Origin of the sequence: Rahnella sp. ChDrAdgB13 (assembly GCF_017655185.1) — a bacterium.
Taxonomy (GTDB): Bacteria; Pseudomonadota; Gammaproteobacteria; order Enterobacterales; family Enterobacteriaceae; genus Rahnella; species Rahnella contaminans.
Window position 1 is genome coordinate 1 of record NZ_JAEMGT010000116.1, and the last position, 14,762, is coordinate 14,762.

The following is a 14,762-nucleotide window of genomic DNA, read 5'->3' on the forward strand; positions in this document are numbered from 1 at the left end:
ATGTGGTTCAGAATCAGCTAATGTGGTTTGATTCTCAGATAAAGTGATTTGAAACGTGATTTCATTCTCACGTAATGTGGTTTGAAAAGGGGCATTTATTGCGCGTCGGAGTGATCATCATTGTGCGTCACTACACATAGAAGCTTTGCATACAGGGGGCAGATCACACCCTGACGGTAATACCCAGTTCAACACCACAGGCTGCCGCGTAACGTTTCAGCGTTTGCCAGCTGGCTTTCGTCACGTTATTTTCGATGCGATTTATTGCCGGAGGTTTTACCCCCATTCGTTCCGCAACGTCCGCTTTTGTGAGTCCCGCCTGAGTCCGCCATGCCGTGAGCTGCTCCAACAGCGCAAACTCATCTTTTGCCTCTTCGAAAGCAGCAATAGCTTCTGGGGTATCGAGCAACGTCTTCATGACGTCTTCATGACTTATTGCTTTTACTTTAGCCATCAGATAATTCCTCCAGTCGTTGCAACGCAACCACGATTTCTTTGGGCGGCGTCTTCTCAGTTTTCTTAATGAAACAACGTAAAATATAAATTTTCTTCCCCTGCTGGAATACAAACAAGGTGCGGGCAATATCTGTTCCTGACGCCCTGAGTTCAAACAATCCATTTTTGATGGGTCTGCTTAACGGGTAGCGTAATTCATTTCCCCGCTCACTCAACTGAACCAATAGTCTTGCCATTTTACCGCGCAGAACATCCGGTAGCGCTTTCACTTCCTGAGCGGCTTCAGGATGGTATAAAAGTTCGAACATCTGGTTCATCTCCCTTTCGATATGACTAATTATACCCTCAAAAACATTAACGCAAAAGCTAATATTAGCTTTTGCGTTAATGTTTTTGAGGGTGCAGCCATGATAAAAAAACACTACAATAGTGTAACTATTGCACTTTTTAAGGTATCTATGACGGGCTATGAATTGCGTTTATGGCGAAAAGGGATGGGCTGGGATCAGGAACGCGCCGCTGAAGAGCTGGGTAAATGCCTGCGAACGTATAAAGCTTACGAGAAATCACCACATATCGATCGTATCGTCGAACTTGCAACCCGCTCGCTGTCGCTGACTTTGCTGCTTCCCGCGCTGTCGGAAAAAAACAGCGCGGAAATCTGTCAGGTTCTCGGCACACTAACGGACTGACCACCCACCGCCACCGGCCATCGCGGCTTAACTCATGACGCCTTCCCGACCGGAGCCAAATCAATACGGATCTGAGTTTCAGTGACGACGATGAGCAAATCATGTTTTCCTTCGGCTAACGCAGTCAGAACGTCGTCGTTAAGGGGGAGTGATTCGGCAAAATCGTCGCCACCAACGGCATCGACGCAGGCATCATATAATTCGCCACCGTCGGGAAACTTAGCCGGATCATAGCCCTCAGCATAAGCAACGGTGCGTCGCCCGTCCTTACTTTCTCCCTCGGATGACAGGACATAAATCCCTTCATCTTTAACCAGTAACATGGCCGCATCATACTGTCGTATTTCAGCCACGACAGGTAACAGATTTTTGGCAGTAAACTTCAACATGCTGATCTCCTCATCAAAAAATACACAGCGTCAGGCTGACGCGCTTCTCAACTTTCCAGCCTCTTTTCTGGTGTCACCCTTTTGGGTTTCATGCAGTGCGGGGAGGCTGGCTCCGTGGGAAAAGACCGGAACGGGGTATCAGCGAAGCGGTCAGGGGCGGCGTCAGGCCGGCGAAGCGTCCCCTTGACCGCAAAGCGCCCCGTGCCAGTGTCTGCCACGGAGAAAGAAGCCCCGCAGCGAACACCTGCATAAAGGGGAACGCCAGAAAGACCGGCTGGCTGGTCCCTTAAAGCCCCTACGGGGCGGTTACAGCGCTGGCGTCAGCCAGCTGCAGGGGTTGACCTGGACGTTGCCATCAGACGCTACCCGGGAGGGACGAAACCCGCAGGGGTTCGGCGGAGACTGGCAGGTGCGCAGCAGCTGCCAGTCGGAGTGTGGCTGACGACTGAACGGCGTTAGCCGGTCGGGAGCCGAAGGGAGCCGAAGGGAGCCGTGCGACAGGAATTCGTTTAACATATTGTTTTACATTGATAAAACCAGCTATTCCATTAGCTGTAGCCTACCGGAACAGGCGTTGCTGGCAACGGCAGGGTCTGAAGCTTCTGGGACAACGAGATCGGGCGTCAGCCCGGGGATAGTCCCGTAAGGGACTGTCCCTTGCTGCAAGCATCATGCGGCTGGATTGCAAGGCTGGTCAGAAGGGTTAACACATGTGAACTGTTGATAAACACCGTTATCGGCAACAGGCCAAAGATGCTGAAAGGCCTGAACCAAAAGGGTACGAGATCTGGTTGCTCCACTGGTCCCCCCCAGAGCACATGGACATTGAGATCTCCGGTGAATAGACAGAACCCGCCCTGACCTTTCGTATGTTAAGCGGAACCTGGAAAACCCGTATTGCTGCCTGATGGCAGGTGAACCGTGAGGAACACTGTTGGCGGTGCGGGCAGAGGAGGACGGAAAAAGCGAAGGCCTGATGGTAATCATCAGGATACGAAGCGGATCATGCTTCGACGCGAAAGCGGGCAGACTTCCGTCTGGTCTTTAACTGCATGAAATGCTGTAAAGCTTTTAACAGGATATCAGCGAGATGAATACACACGACAGTGTGTCCACGATACCCCGCCCGGCAGGCTGGCACGCCATTGACTGGCGAGCCTGCCATGCCCGGGTGCGAAAGCTACAGCTACGGATTGCAGAGGCAACCCGGCAGCAACAATGGCGTCGTATCAGGGAGTTGCAGCGCATCCTCACGCGTTCGTTCTCCGGCAAAGCCGTTGCTGTCAGGCGTGTCACTGAAAACACCGGGAGAAGGACGCCCGGCGTGGATGGCAAAACATGGAGCACCCCGGATGAAAAATGGAAAGGGATGTGCAACCTGAGTCTGCGAGGCTATAGCCCACAGCCGCTCAGGCGCATACACATCCCAAAATCGAATGGCAAAAAGCGCCCACTCGGCATCCCGACAATCAGGGACAGAGCCATGCAGGCACTGTGGTTGCTGGCACTGGAGCCTGTGGCAGAAACTACGGCTGACAATAACAGCTATGGTTTCAGGCCCATGCGCAGTACTCATGATGCCATCGAGTCCATATTTCACCGGATGAGCCAGAAAGTATCCCCGAAATGGGTACTGGAAGGCGATATCAAAGGGTGTTTTGACAACATCAGCCATGACTGGCTGCTGTCCAGTATACCAATGGACAAGCGGATCCTCAGGAAATGGCTGAAAGCCGGATATATGGAAAAAGGCGTCTTCTATCACACCGAAAGTGGAACTCCGCAGGGAGGCATTATCTCTCCCCTCCTCGCCAATATGGCACTCGACGGGCTGGAGGGAGAACTGATGCGCACATTCAGGAAGAGTAAGCATTACGGGGCAAAACATCAGGTGAACTATGTGCGCTATGCCGACGACTTCATCTGCTCAGGTATCTCACGCGAGCTGCTGGAGAATGAGGTTAAACCCCTGATAGCAGAATTTATGCAAAAACGGGGGCTCGCGCTGTCTGAGGAAAAAACAGCGATAACGTACATAGGGGAAGGCTTCGACTTTCTTGGTCAGAACGTCAGAAAATACGGCGGTAAGATGCTAATCAAGCCTGCTAAAAAGAATCTGAAAAACTTTCTGAACAAAGTCAGAAGAATAATTAAAGGCAATCCGACGCTTCCGGCATGGAAACTGATAAACCTGCTCAATCCCGTGATCCGTGGATGGGCGACTTATCATCAGCATATCGTGGCCAAAGATATCTTTAATTACGCCGATACCCAAATCTGGCGGGCAATATGGCAGTGGTGTAAACGGCGGCATACACGTAAAGGCCGGCGTTGGGTCGCAGATAAGTATTTCACGTTCGGGGACAGGCGCTGGCAGTTCAGCGCCGCGTCCCCAGAGGGTAAAACGCTGCTTCTCACCCGGGCGATGGATACGCCAATCAAACGCCACATCAAGATCAGAGGAGATGCGACCCCTTATTCGCCCGGCATGGAAATCTACTTCGAACGCCGTCTGGACCTGATCTGGACCGGGAAACTGAAGAAGATGAAAACCGTGGCGGCATTGTGGAAACGTCAGGGTAAGTGCTGCCCTCGTTGCAGACAACTCATCACTAACCAGACAGGCTGGAATATACACCACCGGGTCAGGAAGGTTATGGGTGGCAGCGACGACATGTCAAATCTTGAACTGCTACATCCCAACTGCCACCGTCAGTTACATAGCAGGGAGGCCGGTGCCCATAACGGGCATTTATAAAGGCTTGAGCGGTATGCGGGGAAACTTGCACGTACCGTTCTTAGGGGGCGGCGGCGCAGTAATGCGCTGCTGCTACCCGACATCATGTTGTTGAGGTCAGAATTTAATTGTCAGAACGACAGCAGAACATCGATGAAAAATCACATCAGAACTGAGAACGTGATTAACCAGGGACACTATGTTGTAACGGAGATTATGCAGATAACGGGCGATTTTACGTGGGCCGCAGGCCACGGGAAATGGCACGTTCCGCCGCAGGCGGAGGGGGTTTCTCGCGCGCAACGAAGGCGGCTGGTCACCGCCTCTGGCACTTACTTTAAGGCAGCGTTCTGCCCGCGCTGAATGATGAAGGCTCCGCCAATATAGACGGAACACTGGCACGTCATGTAGTAGCAAATTTCTTCAATAATGCGTTCTGTTTTAAGCGGCGACAGGCCAGCTGACTGACGACTCTCATTAACAGCGGTTTTATATTGGCGGATAATGTCGCGGGTTTCGGGCTGAGTTTCATACGGTTTCCTTTATGGCAGGGTTTCCCCTGCCGGTTGCCAAATCAGGCTGAAAATACATAGCCATCAACAAAAACCAGTCCGCCGGTAAACAGATTGCGGGCGTAGGCTTCGAAATCAAAATAATCGCGCAGGGACTCGGGAACTTCACTGAGCAGACCACTATCCTCCACAAACTCGCATGCATAGGCTTCTTCACTCTCGGCTTCACCCCGGTATGCGTCGTCAAACTTGTCGTAATCACATTCGCCGGAATACTCAGACCACGCAAAAAATGCTGCTGCCTGCCCTTCGCTCTCAGCCTGCTTATAGGCGTCGATAAACGCCCAGCTCACCTGAGTCTCAGATGCAAACTGAGTGGGAATTCCCTCCCAGTCCTGGAACATGAATTCAGCATCTTCCTCATCAGCATGCAGCGTGCTGCAGGCCGTATAAAAGTCTTCAGCTGAATCAAAATCGGTCAGATCAAACCACTGGCCGGCAATGCTGCCGCAGTTGTATTTGTGGTACGTGCCGACGTATACAGCAGGTGTCGTAGTGCTCATAGAAATTCCTCCGCAGGTTATGGGATAACAGCTCCGGCTTACGCCGTGCCGATACGAAAGCCGGGCGAAAAGCGGAGGATGCAGGGGCGCAAACGGAGGCCGCAGCGCAAACGAGGGAGGGAGGTAGTCTGAACGGGGAACGAGTGAATATTGAACGAGTGAGCAACGGGAAGAGTGCCGGACGATGAGTGCGAACGGGTGAGTATTGCGGCGAAGCGTACCCTTGCAGCCGCAGCGGCCCGGCTACCGTAAAGGCACGGCGTTAGCCGTCACAACACCGGTCGAAATTCATCACGGGTTGCAGACCTTCAGGGCTGTAACCTGAAAAAAGCGGAGCGGGCGACGTCCTTTGTCTGTGAAATGCAGAGCGACCAGTCAACCCGATCGCTCGTTTTCATCATGCAGCCTGTTTAAATGAATCCAGTGCGACGAGCATATCCGCGATATTCTCCTTAGCCTCCGTGACAGCGTCACGTAACAGCTCACGTCCAAACCAGCAGCGGACGGGCTGATCGGGCAGACGCTTCACATAGTTCACCCACGAACGCCCCAGTATCTTGTTGTTTTCACCGTAGCTAATCCTGATTTCCAGCGTACGGAAGGTGGCATTTTTCTGGAGAATGGCATCAATGCAGCTGTCCAGCGCATCGTTGCTCCACTCATCGATCCCCTGCTCTGCCGGTTTAGCTTCTGTCACAGAGACGACGAAATTACGTGTTTTTCGCTGGAACACCGCAGGTCTGTATGAGGGGTTTACCGCATCGCATAAACGATAGCCATTTGCGGCAACCCTGCCGCAGATGTCGTTGATTTCAGCACGCAGCGCTTTCAGAAGCAGTTGAATCAAAGGTGCCTGCATGTCACTGCTATACCGCAATGTCATTGTGCCAGCGTGAGAGTATCGCTCGCTAAGGTGGTTACGGTTCAGCAGAACAGAAGAACGAGTGTCAGTGATGGTCTCTTTGAGTTCGGCAACAACGGTTTCCTCCAGCAGGCCTTTGGCCTGAAGGACGGGCAACAGAGCAAGCAGGGTTTTCGTCTTGAGCTTGCCGTAAAACGCAACGCCGTCACCGGCACGATAGTGCTGGCTTGTCTCGACTTCCAGACTGGATGGCCACCCACGGGCGATCAGCTGATTGCGGCAATGGCGAATGATCAGGGTATGTGCGGTATTCATGATGAAATCCTCCGGTTAGGTGCGGCGCAACTTACGCCGTGCCCCCACGACAGCCCTGCGCACAGCGGAATAAACAAGGGCGACGCCGCAAGCCGCAGCGCAGACGTAAACGGGCTGAATGCACCGTTTACGGCGAGAACGGGTGAGGACGCCGGCGTCAGCGCACCCTTGTTTATGCAGCAGCAGGGCTACAGTGCGGGCACGGCGTTTATGCCCGCCGGGGCCACGCCCCGGCATAAATAGCGGAGAGCCTCGACCTCCTTATTGAGAGTATTTTGCCAGCGTGGATAACTTCTCTACAGGGGTTATCACCTACCCATACAGAAGTTACACACTGAAACTGTGGATAACTTCCACTCAAAGTATTTCCGCCGACAAAACAGGCATCTGACCAAAACCTCTCAGACATTTCTTGCCAACATCTAAAAACACCCACCATAATACTGTATATTCATGGGTCTTCCCTTGTTGTGGTGGCTGAAGGCATGATAATGGGGTATTTAACCGCCAGAGGTCACCTCCATGGACGAAAAGTCCCTCTACGCTCATATTCTCAACCTGTCAGCGCCGTGGCAGGTAAATTCACTTTCTCTCGATGAAAATGCGGGTTCTGTTACTGTCATTGTCGGGATCGTTGAAAACACCCGGTTAGCCTGTCCGACCTGCTGTAAATCCTGTCCTGTTCACGATCACCGTCATGGTAAATGGCGTCACCTTGATACCTGCCAGTTCGCCACAATCGTCGAAGCCGATGTTCCCCGCATTATGTGTCAGGAACATGGATGCCAGACGCTGCCTGTTCCGTGGGCTGGGCCTAGCAGTCGGTATACGCTACTGTTCGAATTGTTCGTTCTATCATGGCTGAAAATCAGTACCGTTGATGCTGTGAGGAAACAGCTTAAACTTAGCTGGAATGCTGTTGATGGCATTATGACCCGGGCAGTTAAACGTGGGCTTGCCCGAATAAAAAAAACGTTATCAGCCCGGCATATGAATGTGGACGAAGTTGCATTCAAAAAAGGGTACAGGTACATCACCGTGATATCCGATCGTGAGGGACGAGCGCTGGCGTTAACGGATGAACGGGGAACAGAAAGTCTTGCCAGCTATCTTCGTACCCTCACTGACAGCCAGCTGAAGGCCATCAAAACGTTCTCAATGGATATGAATGCCGGATATATCAGAGCCGCACGTATCCACCTTCCGGGTGCTGTAGAGAAAATAGCCTTTGACCGCTTCCATGTGGCAAAACAACTGGGTGAAATCGTTGATAAGACGCGGCAGAACGAGCATCCCCGGCTTCCGGTGGACAGTCACCGTCAGGCAAAAGGAACCCGCTTCCTGTGGCAATACAGTGAAAAATGGATGACAGAGCCCCGACAGGAAAAACTGGCATGGCTGAGAGAGCAGATGCAACTGACCAGTCAGTGCTGGACTCTGAAAGAACTGGCGAAAGAGATCTGGAACCGTCCATGGGGTGATAAACGCCGTGCAGACTGGCAGCAGTGGATAGCGCTGGCGAGAAGTTGCGATGTGCCGATCATGAAAAACATGGCCGGAACAATCAGCAAAAGGTTATACGGAATACTGAATTCAATGAAGCATCGGGTATCGAACGGTAACGCTGAGGCCCTGAACAGAAAAATACGGCTGCTCAGGATAAAGGCGCGGGGATACCGGAACAGGGAACGCTTTAAAGTAGCTGTAATGTTTCATTACGGAAGACTGAATATGGCTTTTATTTCATCTACTTACGTCACCCCTCTCTGAAAAGGAAACTGAGGATGTAAAGGATAAGAGCGTGCAATCCCGTCAGCGAAGAACGCCCCCCTGTGCCCCGTTGTAACGGTATAATCATCTGCAAAAATCACCGACAAAAGTTCATCGCCGTTGTTGTCCATGATGCAGAAATGCTTCACCCCATGCCGGTCACTCTGAATATTATCCGCATAGCCTGGGTGGGCTAATTCCTTCAGGCGTTCAAACAGAGCACCCACATCATCTGGCGTCGTTCCAGCAGATGGATGGCAGAGCCGGTAAAGACAATCCTGTGCTTCAGCCTGATGAGTGGAAAAGAAAAACTCTTTAATCTGCTCCCATAAGCCCATCTCAGGGGGAGTGTTCGACTCGAGTATATCAGTAATTTTATCATTGCTTATGCAGGCAGAAAAATAGCCCGTACCGACACAAAAAGACATTGTAACCTCACCCAACCAATGAATGTACGTAGGCTATAAGGTAGTCGCTATAAATACGGTGTGAATGAGGTAAAAAACTGAATATTTAACAGATGGTGTTCTGAACCTTCCCACCATGATCGGGGAAGACCCATATTCATACAGCACAATTAAGGCCCTCATGAAAGCAGAAATCATTTCCCCTCTGACCAGCTCACGACTGCAGCTCCCGCTGTTTGCAGACACCTGTCAGGCGGGGTTCCCCAGCCCTGCCACGGACTACGTTGAAAAGACGTTGGATTTAAACGAGTTCTGCATCAGCCATCCCTCAGCAACCTTCTTCGTAAAAGCCGAGGGTGATTCGATGATCGAGTCCGGGATATTGTCGGGCGACCTGCTGATCGTGGATAAAGCAGAAAAGGCCTCCCACGGCGACATCGTCATTGCCGCCGTCGACGGTGAGTTCACGGTGAAACGGCTGTGCACGCATCCGGTGCTGTGCCTGCAACCCATGAACCCGGCATACTCGCCGATATTTGTTAATCCGGACGACCTGGACATCTTCGGCGTCGTCATACACGCCATCCACTCCTTCAGGTAACACACTATGTACCTGCTCTGTGACGTCAACTCAATGTACGCCAGCGTCGAACAACTTTTTCGGCCAGACCTGAAGGGTAAGCCAGTAATCGTGCTCAGCAACAATGACGGGGCGATTGTGGCCCTCAACAAAGAAGCCAAAAAGCTCGGCATTAAACGCTTTGCCCCCTACTTTCAGGCAAAGGACATCATCAGACGTCACCAGGTAACCTGTTTCAGTTCGAACTACGCGCTTTACGGTGATATGTCTGCACGGATCATGTCCACGCTGGAAGAAATGGCCCCAGAGCTGACTATTTACTCAATCGACGAGGCATTTATGAAGGTCACCGGCATAGATTCGTGTGAGTCTTACCTGGCCTTTGGCCAGCGCGTCAGGACGACAGTACGGCAACGCACGGGGCTGACCTGTGGGATCGGGATTGCTCAGACGCTTACGCTGGCAAAGCTGGCCAACCACGCGGCAAAAACGTGGCCGGCCACTGGAGGCGTCGTTGATCTGAGTAACCGCGACCGTCAGCGAAAGCTGATGGCACTGCTGCCAGTGAATGAGACGTGGGGGATCGGGCGAAAGTTATCAGAAAAGCTGAATGCTATGGGCATTAAGACGGTGCTGCAGCTGGCGGACGCCAACCTGAACCTGATGAAGAAGACGTTCGGGGTCGTGGTGGAGCGAACCATACGTGAACTCAACGGCACATCCTGCATATCCATTGAAGCCCTGCCTGCCAAACAGCAGATCATCTGCAGCCGCAGCTTCGGAGAACGCATTACACAGCTTCAGGATATGAGACAGGCCGTCTGCCAGTACGCCGAGCGCGCCGAGCGCGCCGCCGAGAAACTCCGCCAGGAGCGGCAGTACTGCAAATACGTAAGCGTGTTTTTGCGAACCAGCCCCTACGCCAACGAGCCGCAGTACGGAAACAACGCCAACCAGACGCTGATGCTGGCCACGCAGGATACCCGCGATATTGTCGCAGCATCGATGAAGGCACTGGATAGCATCTGGCAAGATGGCTACCGGTTTCAGAAGGCGGGGATCGTGCTGAACGACTTCTGTGATAAGCCCGGACAGATAGACATGTTTGACGAATCGCCGCCGCGCCCCAACAGCGAGGCGCTAATGGGCATACTCGATCACATCAACACAACAGGCATGGGAAAAGTGTGGTTTGCAGGACAGGGCATCGACAAAGGCTGGAAGATGAAGAGAGATATGCTTTCTCCTGCATACACGACTAAATGGAATGAAATCCCGACGGCTAAAATTTAAGACTCTAGTCTCCGTTGTACATTCACAGGATAGGCGATTATAGGTGATGCCCTCCCCTCCCCCCGACATCAAAAAACATAAACTTATATATCATAGGTATATGAACAAATTTAAATACAACCCGTTAAGAATTCATGTAGAAACCAAAGAAGAATCCAATAAAGAATCTCTTTAAGAATCCCTTTAAGAATCCCAATAAAGTACCATTATAGAATCCATAAACGAATCCAAGTTGAATTCATCAAAGAATCCATCATTGAATCCCTATAGAATGCTAAAAAGAAAGCCACAAAGAAACCACAATAGAATTCAAAAAAGAATTCTTTATTGAATTCCTAAAAGAATCATGTCAGAATTCTCAAATGGAACCATTTTAGAATTCAAAAAGGAATTCTTCATAAGCGAGAGGACGTGAGTATGCCTGTTATTGTTTTCGTATCACCGAAGGGGGGAGCAGGGAAGACTACTTCAGCTTTAGCATTAGCAATGCAGATCGCGCGGCGCGTTCCCGTCACCGTTATTGATGCCGACCCGAACCACCCTATTAAAACCTGGTCAGAGGGCGGAGATACCCCACAAAACATGACCATTATTTCAGACGTTACGGATAAAACGATCGGTGAGACTATCGCTGAGGCCGCGACAAAAACACCTTTCGTAATCGTCGACCTGGAGGGAACAGCAGCGACAATAGTTGCATATGCGATTGCAGAATCAGACTTTGTAGTCGTACCTACACAAGGCTCTCAACTGGACGCCGAACAGGCCAGTAGAGCCTTTGGGTTAATAAGGGCACATGAACGTGGTATTCAGAAGCATAAACCTGATTACAAACTACCTTACGCTGTTTTGTTCACACGTACGTCGGCCGCAATCCAGAGCCGGGATACAAGACATATTCGTAAAAGCTTTAAAGCAGGGGGGATTCCATTCTTTGAAACGGAGTTAAATGAACGGGCCGCTTTCAAGGCGATGTTTTCATATCGCCAACCTCTTGAAACCCTTCCCCGTGACGAAGTTTCAAATGTAGATAAAGCAATTGAAAATGCAGAGGCCTTCACTCGAGAAGTGATAGCAAGAATTACCTCAGATGCGTCACAGCAACAAGACAAGGTCACATTATGAGTCGTGTAGATCCATTGGATAGCTTGAAGAATTTCGAGCCTAAATCAATCACCGAGCATAAACCAAGGCAAAGCAACGCAGAAATTGAGGAGCTAGCCAACGAACACGGTTTTGTCAGTCGCCAGTCAACACCGGCAACTCCTCCTGTCGAACGGTCAAAGCGGCGATTTAAAACTGGACGCAATATACAGATCAACATTAAGGGTGAGCAGGAGACCAAAGACGAGCTGTACCGCGTCGCCGATATTATTGATGAGCCATTAGGCGAAACTCTCAAGCGGGCATTAGCGGCTTTGAAACGAGAACTGGAAAGCGGGAAAGATACATAAATTAGTTCATACATAATGTGCCGGGTGTTACATCGACTTACTGCCAACAACCGGCACAATCATCCCATCCCTGGCCCGTCTGGTCATTGGTAAGCAGGCAGTCAATGATCATACAGTTACGGACATCCGCTATCATATTAATTTAACTGAATAAATACTCAACCTGTTCTTTTAGTTGTTCATCGTTTTCAGCGGTTAAAGGTATCCGGTATTCGTTCCCCCCTAAAATTTGCCCCTCAAACTCAGCTTCTATGAACCAGTCAATCAACTCCCTGGTCTTTTTCTTGCCACGGGTAAATTTACTGCCATTTTCTATCGACACAAACAACGTCATAGAAAGCGGGGAAGGGGGGATTGCAGTTTGAACTACGGATTTAGCTTCCTGCTGGCAGACGGCATACTTGATGGCACTGCTGATAGTGCTTCGGCTGCAACCTATCGTTTTCTGAACTTGAGTCCAGGAGCTACCACTCAACAATAACCGGTTGATGGCATCGTAACGCGGCTTATTGACCTGCCGCCCACGGTATTTACCCGCCGCTTTTGCTTTGATTATGCCCTGCTGCTGACGTTCCCGCCGCTGTTCGTAATCGCGGCGTGCAATAGCGGCCAGCATATCGAGTAACATATCATTGATGGCCGCAAACATTCGGCTATCAAACTCATTTGCTCTGGGAGAAAGGTGCTGCCAGGTGGTGGGAACATTGACGGCTACAACCCACACGCCACGCTGACGGATGATCGCTTTAAGTTTCTCCCATTCATCCCCTTTTAAGCGTGAAAGACGATCTACGTCCTCAATAAGCAGCACATCACCAGGGCGGCTGTCATTGAGCAAACGAAAAAGCTCGGGTCGCTCCAGGCGCGCGCCGGATTCATTCTCAGCATAATAGTTACAGATGATGACATTATGCTCATGAGCAAAGCGGTCAAGCATATCGCGAGCACGTTGTGCATCCTGCTCACTAGTTGAAGCCCTCAGGTAGGCACGAACAAACATAGCCATGGTACTGTTAGAGTCATTTAGCGAGACCAGTCTGGTTAGGGTTATCTTTATCAGATTATACAGTACCGGATTATGCCAGTTCGGTATAGGGATACTCAAATCGAACCATCAAGATTGACAATAGGATGTTGCGACAACGTCATGGCATGAGCGCCGGTGCCAAAACTTCAGCCTGGTCAATTTATCGTTTACAGTAACGGCCGGATTTTGAATATAAAAAGGAAGCACGCTAATGGACATGGGAAATGAAAAGGGGGCGAAAATATACAGCCCTCTTGTTCTCAAAATATATGACGCATGGGTACTGACTTTTTCCAATAACTACGCATGGCGTTGCAATACTGAGCATATTCTTCTTAATCACTTTCGACGAAATATGGCGGCGAAGCATTTGGACATTGGTGTTGGCACGGGTTATTACATTGCCAATACGCCTGAAAATTCGAATGCCGTCACCCTGATGGACCTGAATCCAAACAGTCTGGCCTCTGCCGCTAAGCGGATCGGCCCGCACCGGATACATCACGTTTTGCAGCATGACATATTTATGCCGTTACCCGACAGCGAGAAAGGGCAATATGATTCGGTTTCCCTGTACTACCTGTTGCATTGTTTACGCGGCACTATGGATGAAAAAACGCGGGCAATTGAACATGCTTCACAGGCCCTCAAACCTGACGGGATCCTTCATGGCGCGACCATTTTAGGTAAAGACGTTGAGCACAACGGGTTGGGGCGGTATTTAATGAATGTTTATAATAAAAAAGGAATTTTCTGCAATACCTCAGACAGTTATGAGGCGTTGAAAGTCGTCTTATCGCGCTATTTTGAACATGTCACCCTCCAGCAGCACGGCGTTGTCGCCTTATTTACCGCCACCAATCAGGTCCGAGGAAAATAACCGTCAGAAAACGCTCAGAAACGCGGCAGGCACCAACCTATGGTAGAATTTTTTCATATTGAAAAGGTGGGACAAGAGACCATGAAAAAAACCACACCGACACCCCATGATGCGGTGTTTAAAACGTTTCTGACTCACCCGGAAACGGCCAGAGACTTTTTGCAGATACATTTACCGCCCGCACTGTTGGCGGTTTGCGATCTGAGCACGCTGCAGCTGGCCTCCGGCAGCTTTGTCGAGGAAGACCTGCGTCCTTATTATTCCGACGTGCTGTACTCCCTGAAAACCGACCAGGGGGACGGATATGTCTATTGTTTATTAGAACACCAGTCATCGCCAGATAAACACATGGCTTTCAGGTTGTTGCGTTATGCCGTAGCCGCCATGCAACGCCATCTTGATGCGGGTCACAAAACGTTACCGTTGGTAATACCGGTCCTGTTTTATCAGGGAAAAATCAGCCCGTATCCGTATCCGATGAACTGGCTGCAGGAGTTTGAAAATACCGAACTGGCGACACAACTCTACAGCGGGAATTTCCCGCTGGTCGACATCACGGTTATCCCTGATGATGAAATCATGCAGCACCGGCGCATGGCGGTGCTTGAACTGTTACAAAAGCACATTCGCCAGCGTGACCTGACAGAACTGCTGGACCAGCTGGTGACGCTGCTGTTAAGCGGATACACGACGCAGGATCAGCTGGTATCTGTGATAAACTATATGTTGCAGGCGGGTGAATCGCTCGATCCCGCCGGGCTAATTAATACACTGGCATCCCGGGTGCCACAGCATGAGGAAACGCTGATGACAATTGCAGAAAAG

Annotated in this window: 16 protein-coding genes and 1 pseudogene; 10 read left to right on the plus strand and 7 right to left on the minus strand. The window is 50.7% G+C overall.

Going from position 1 to position 14,762, the window contains the following annotated elements:
• Positions 1 to 163: 163 nt before the first annotated feature.
• Both J8X26_RS23445 and J8X26_RS23450 read right to left on the minus strand, forming a co-directional pair.
• A complete protein-coding gene (locus J8X26_RS23445) occupies positions 164 to 454 on the minus strand; it encodes a helix-turn-helix transcriptional regulator (RefSeq protein ID WP_148245161.1) in 291 nt (96 codons plus the stop codon).
• Positions 447 to 764, minus strand: coding sequence for a type II toxin-antitoxin system RelE/ParE family toxin (locus J8X26_RS23450; RefSeq protein ID WP_148245162.1), 318 nt, complete (start codon positions 762 to 764; stop codon positions 447 to 449). The genes J8X26_RS23445 and J8X26_RS23450 overlap by 8 nt, the downstream gene beginning before the upstream one ends.
• A 150-nt stretch (positions 765 to 914) precedes the next feature.
• On the opposite strand from J8X26_RS23450, the gene J8X26_RS23455 reads away from it, so the two are divergent.
• The gene (locus J8X26_RS23455; RefSeq protein ID WP_208952110.1) at positions 915 to 1,148 is read left to right on the plus strand and encodes a helix-turn-helix transcriptional regulator; all 234 of its coding nucleotides are present in this window, start codon (positions 915 to 917) and stop codon (positions 1,146 to 1,148) included.
• A 32-nt stretch (positions 1,149 to 1,180) separates the two neighbouring features.
• Here J8X26_RS23455 and J8X26_RS23460 read toward each other — a convergent pair whose 3' ends face one another.
• On the minus strand, positions 1,181 to 1,537 hold the full coding sequence (locus J8X26_RS23460) for a DUF3085 domain-containing protein (RefSeq protein ID WP_208952111.1): 357 nt from the start codon (positions 1,535 to 1,537) through the stop codon (positions 1,181 to 1,183).
• Positions 1,538 to 2,627: 1,090 nt separating this feature from the next.
• Between J8X26_RS23460 and ltrA the strand changes: the two genes are divergently transcribed.
• Positions 2,628 to 4,295 (plus strand): group II intron reverse transcriptase/maturase, encoded by a 1,668-nt coding sequence (ltrA, locus tag J8X26_RS23465; protein WP_208952112.1) that lies wholly within the window; start codon positions 2,628 to 2,630, stop codon positions 4,293 to 4,295.
• 553 nt (positions 4,296 to 4,848) lie between these two features.
• Here ltrA and J8X26_RS23470 read toward each other — a convergent pair.
• Positions 4,849 to 5,355: an antirestriction protein ArdA gene (locus tag J8X26_RS23470; protein ID WP_208952122.1), complete on the minus strand. Its 507-nt coding sequence runs from the start codon at positions 5,353 to 5,355 to the stop codon at positions 4,849 to 4,851.
• A 391-nt stretch (positions 5,356 to 5,746) separates the two neighbouring features.
• Positions 5,747 to 6,526: a hypothetical protein gene (locus J8X26_RS23475; RefSeq protein WP_208952113.1), complete on the minus strand. Its 780-nt coding sequence runs from the start codon at positions 6,524 to 6,526 to the stop codon at positions 5,747 to 5,749.
• Here J8X26_RS23475 and J8X26_RS23480 point away from each other — a divergent pair.
• Together J8X26_RS23480 and J8X26_RS23485 are read left to right on the plus strand one after the other, a co-directional pair.
• Positions 6,512 to 6,769: a hypothetical protein gene (locus J8X26_RS23480; RefSeq protein ID WP_208952114.1), complete on the plus strand. Its 258-nt coding sequence runs from the start codon at positions 6,512 to 6,514 to the stop codon at positions 6,767 to 6,769. The genes J8X26_RS23475 and J8X26_RS23480 overlap by 15 nt on opposite strands.
• A gap of 279 nt (positions 6,770 to 7,048) precedes the next feature.
• Positions 7,049 to 8,296 carry an ISL3 family transposase gene (locus tag J8X26_RS23485; protein ID WP_208952115.1) on the plus strand — a complete coding sequence of 416 codons (1,248 nt, stop codon included), beginning with the start codon at positions 7,049 to 7,051 and terminating at the stop codon, positions 8,294 to 8,296.
• On the opposite strand, the gene J8X26_RS23490 is transcribed toward J8X26_RS23485, so the two are convergent.
• Positions 8,278 to 8,724 carry a hypothetical protein gene (locus tag J8X26_RS23490; protein ID WP_208952116.1) on the minus strand — a complete coding sequence of 149 codons (447 nt, stop codon included), beginning with the start codon at positions 8,722 to 8,724 and terminating at the stop codon, positions 8,278 to 8,280. The two genes, J8X26_RS23485 and J8X26_RS23490, sit on opposite strands and share 19 nt — an antisense overlap.
• Before the next feature lie 160 nt (positions 8,725 to 8,884).
• On the opposite strand from J8X26_RS23490, the gene umuD reads away from it, so the two are divergent.
• The 4 genes from umuD (at position 8,885) to J8X26_RS23510 (ending at position 12,030) form a co-directional block, all read left to right on the plus strand.
• Complete coding sequence (gene umuD / locus J8X26_RS23495; protein ID WP_208952117.1) at positions 8,885 to 9,304, plus strand: translesion error-prone DNA polymerase V autoproteolytic subunit; 420 nt, start codon at positions 8,885 to 8,887, stop codon at positions 9,302 to 9,304.
• A 6-nt stretch (positions 9,305 to 9,310) separates the two neighbouring features.
• Positions 9,311 to 10,576, plus strand: a complete 1,266-nt coding sequence (gene umuC / locus J8X26_RS23500; protein WP_208952118.1) for a translesion error-prone DNA polymerase V subunit UmuC — start codon at positions 9,311 to 9,313, stop codon at positions 10,574 to 10,576.
• A 417-nt stretch (positions 10,577 to 10,993) separates the two neighbouring features.
• Positions 10,994 to 11,701, plus strand: coding sequence for a ParA family protein (locus J8X26_RS23505; RefSeq protein ID WP_019213415.1), 708 nt, complete (start codon positions 10,994 to 10,996; stop codon positions 11,699 to 11,701).
• Positions 11,698 to 12,030, plus strand: a complete 333-nt coding sequence (locus J8X26_RS23510; protein WP_208952119.1) for a hypothetical protein — start codon at positions 11,698 to 11,700, stop codon at positions 12,028 to 12,030. The genes J8X26_RS23505 and J8X26_RS23510 overlap by 4 nt, the downstream gene beginning before the upstream one ends.
• A 400-nt stretch (positions 12,031 to 12,430) precedes the next feature.
• Here the strand turns inward: J8X26_RS23510 and J8X26_RS27785 are convergent.
• Positions 12,431 to 13,053: pseudogene (locus tag J8X26_RS27785) on the minus strand (recombinase family protein); the annotation flags it as partial.
• Between the two features lie 215 nt (positions 13,054 to 13,268).
• On the opposite strand from J8X26_RS27785, the gene J8X26_RS23520 reads away from it, so the two are divergent.
• Both J8X26_RS23520 and J8X26_RS23525 read left to right on the plus strand, forming a co-directional pair.
• Positions 13,269 to 13,937, plus strand: a complete 669-nt coding sequence (locus J8X26_RS23520; protein ID WP_208952120.1) for a class I SAM-dependent methyltransferase — start codon at positions 13,269 to 13,271, stop codon at positions 13,935 to 13,937.
• A gap of 81 nt (positions 13,938 to 14,018) precedes the next feature.
• Positions 14,019 to 14,762, plus strand: a 744-nt coding sequence (locus J8X26_RS23525; RefSeq protein ID WP_208952121.1) for an Rpn family recombination-promoting nuclease/putative transposase, incomplete at its 3' end; no start/stop codon positions are given.

What these genes read in the sequence shown, in the direction of transcription:
- J8X26_RS23450 (WP_148245162.1), bottom strand. Translation starts at nt 764, where the DNA reads ATGTTCGAACTTTTATACCATCCTGAAGCCGCTCAGGAAGTGAAAGCG.
- J8X26_RS23445 (WP_148245161.1), bottom strand. Translation starts at nt 454, where the DNA reads ATGGCTAAAGTAAAAGCAATAAGTCATGAAGACGTCATGAAGACGTTG.
- J8X26_RS23460 (WP_208952111.1), bottom strand. Translation starts at nt 1,537, where the DNA reads ATGTTGAAGTTTACTGCCAAAAATCTGTTACCTGTCGTGGCTGAAATA.
- J8X26_RS23520 (WP_208952120.1), top strand. Translation starts at nt 13,269, where the DNA reads ATGGACATGGGAAATGAAAAGGGGGCGAAAATATACAGCCCTCTTGTT.
- J8X26_RS23485 (WP_208952115.1), top strand. Translation starts at nt 7,049, where the DNA reads ATGGACGAAAAGTCCCTCTACGCTCATATTCTCAACCTGTCAGCGCCG.
- umuC (WP_208952118.1), top strand. Translation starts at nt 9,311, where the DNA reads ATGTACCTGCTCTGTGACGTCAACTCAATGTACGCCAGCGTCGAACAA.
- ltrA (WP_208952112.1), top strand. Translation starts at nt 2,628, where the DNA reads ATGAATACACACGACAGTGTGTCCACGATACCCCGCCCGGCAGGCTGG.
- J8X26_RS23510 (WP_208952119.1), top strand. Translation starts at nt 11,698, where the DNA reads ATGAGTCGTGTAGATCCATTGGATAGCTTGAAGAATTTCGAGCCTAAA.
- J8X26_RS23455 (WP_208952110.1), top strand. Translation starts at nt 915, where the DNA reads ATGACGGGCTATGAATTGCGTTTATGGCGAAAAGGGATGGGCTGGGAT.
- J8X26_RS23475 (WP_208952113.1), bottom strand. Translation starts at nt 6,526, where the DNA reads ATGAATACCGCACATACCCTGATCATTCGCCATTGCCGCAATCAGCTG.
- J8X26_RS23480 (WP_208952114.1), top strand. Translation starts at nt 6,512, where the DNA reads ATGTGCGGTATTCATGATGAAATCCTCCGGTTAGGTGCGGCGCAACTT.
- J8X26_RS23490 (WP_208952116.1), bottom strand. Translation starts at nt 8,724, where the DNA reads ATGTCTTTTTGTGTCGGTACGGGCTATTTTTCTGCCTGCATAAGCAAT.
- J8X26_RS23505 (WP_019213415.1), top strand. Translation starts at nt 10,994, where the DNA reads ATGCCTGTTATTGTTTTCGTATCACCGAAGGGGGGAGCAGGGAAGACT.
- umuD (WP_208952117.1), top strand. Translation starts at nt 8,885, where the DNA reads ATGAAAGCAGAAATCATTTCCCCTCTGACCAGCTCACGACTGCAGCTC.